This is a genomic window from Sedimentibacter hydroxybenzoicus DSM 7310 (assembly GCF_013403245.1).
In the GTDB taxonomy this organism is placed as follows: domain Bacteria; phylum Bacillota; class Clostridia; order Tissierellales; family Sedimentibacteraceae; genus Sedimentibacter; species Sedimentibacter hydroxybenzoicus.
Genome location: NZ_JACBNQ010000050.1, coordinates 1 through 1,476, shown reverse-complemented (window position 1 = coordinate 1,476; position 1,476 = coordinate 1). Strand labels below are relative to the sequence as shown.

The window sequence follows — 1,476 nt, the reverse complement described above, 5'->3', positions numbered from 1 at the left end:
ATGTAGATAGTGGCGGACGGGTGAGTAACGCGTGAGCAATCTGCCCTATACAGAGGAATAGCCTCGGGAAACCGGGATTAAAACCACATGAAGCTTTTGTATCGCATGATATAGAAGTCAAATTGAATAAGAGGTATAGGATGAGCTCGCGTCTGATTAGCTAGTTGGTAAGGTAAAGGCTTACCAAGGCGACGATCAGTAGCCGGCCTGAGAGGGTGAACGGCCACACTGGAACTGAGACACGGTCCAGACTCCTACGGGAGGCAGCAGTGGGGAATATTGCACAATGGGGGAAACCCTGATGCAGCGACGCCGCGTGAGTGAAGAAGGTCTTCGGATCGTAAAACTCTGTCCTTGGTGAAGAAAGAAATGACGGTAGCCAAGGAGGAAGCCCCGGCTAACTACGTGCCAGCAGCCGCGGTAATACGTAGGGGGCTAGCGTTGTCCGGATTTACTGGGCGTAAAGGGTGAGTAGGCGGTTGCATAAGTCAGATGTAAAAGGCTAAGGCTTAACCATAGTATGCATTTGAAACTGTGTGACTTGAGTACAGGAGAGGTAAGCGGAATTCCTAGTGTAGCGGTGAAATGCGTAGATATTAGGAGGAACACCAGTGGCGAAGGCGGCTTACTGGACTGTAACTGACGCTGAGTCACGAAAGCGTGGGTAGCAAACAGGATTAGATACCCTGGTAGTCCACGCTGTAAACGATGAGTGCTAGGTGTTGGGTAGCGATACTCAGTGCCGAAGTAAACACAATAAGCACTCCGCCTGGGGAGTACGGTCGCAAGACTGAAACTCAAAGGAATTGACGGGGACCCGCACAAGCAGCGGAGCATGTGGTTTAATTCGAAGCAACGCGAAGAACCTTACCAAGGCTTGACATCCCCTTGACCGGTGCAGAGATGTACCCTCTCCTTCGGGAGCAAGGGAGACAGGTGGTGCATGGTTGTCGTCAGCTCGTGTCGTGAGATGTTGGGTTAAGTCCCGCAACGAGCGCAACCCTTATCCTTAGTTGCCAGCAGGTAAAGCTGGGCACTCTAAGGAGACTGCCGATGATAAATCGGAGGAAGGTGGGGATGACGTCAAATCATCATGCCCCTTATGTCTTGGGCTACACACGTGCTACAATGGTCGGTACAACGGGGAGCGAAGGAGCAATTCGGAGCAAATCCCAATAAACCGATCCCAGTTCGGATTGTAGGCTGCAACTCGCCTACATGAAGTCGGAGTTGCTAGTAATCGCGAATCAGAACGTCGCGGTGAATGCGTTCCCGGGTCTTGTACACACCGCCCGTCACACCATGGAAGTTGGTAATACCCGAAGTCGCTGAGCTAACCGCAAGGAGGCAGGCGCCGAAGGTAGGATTAATGACTGGGGTGAAGTCGTAACAAGGTAGCCGTATCGGAAGGTGCGGCTGGATCACCTCCTTTCTAAGGAGAACTAAAGGACTTATGCTGTTCTATTGCTACTCAAG

General features: G+C 51.8%; 1 rRNA gene. It reads left to right on the top strand.

The window, feature by feature from the left end:
- Positions 1-1,432, top strand: a 16S ribosomal RNA gene (locus HZF24_RS18545); the annotation flags it as partial.
- Positions 1,433-1,476: the final 44 nt, after the last annotated feature.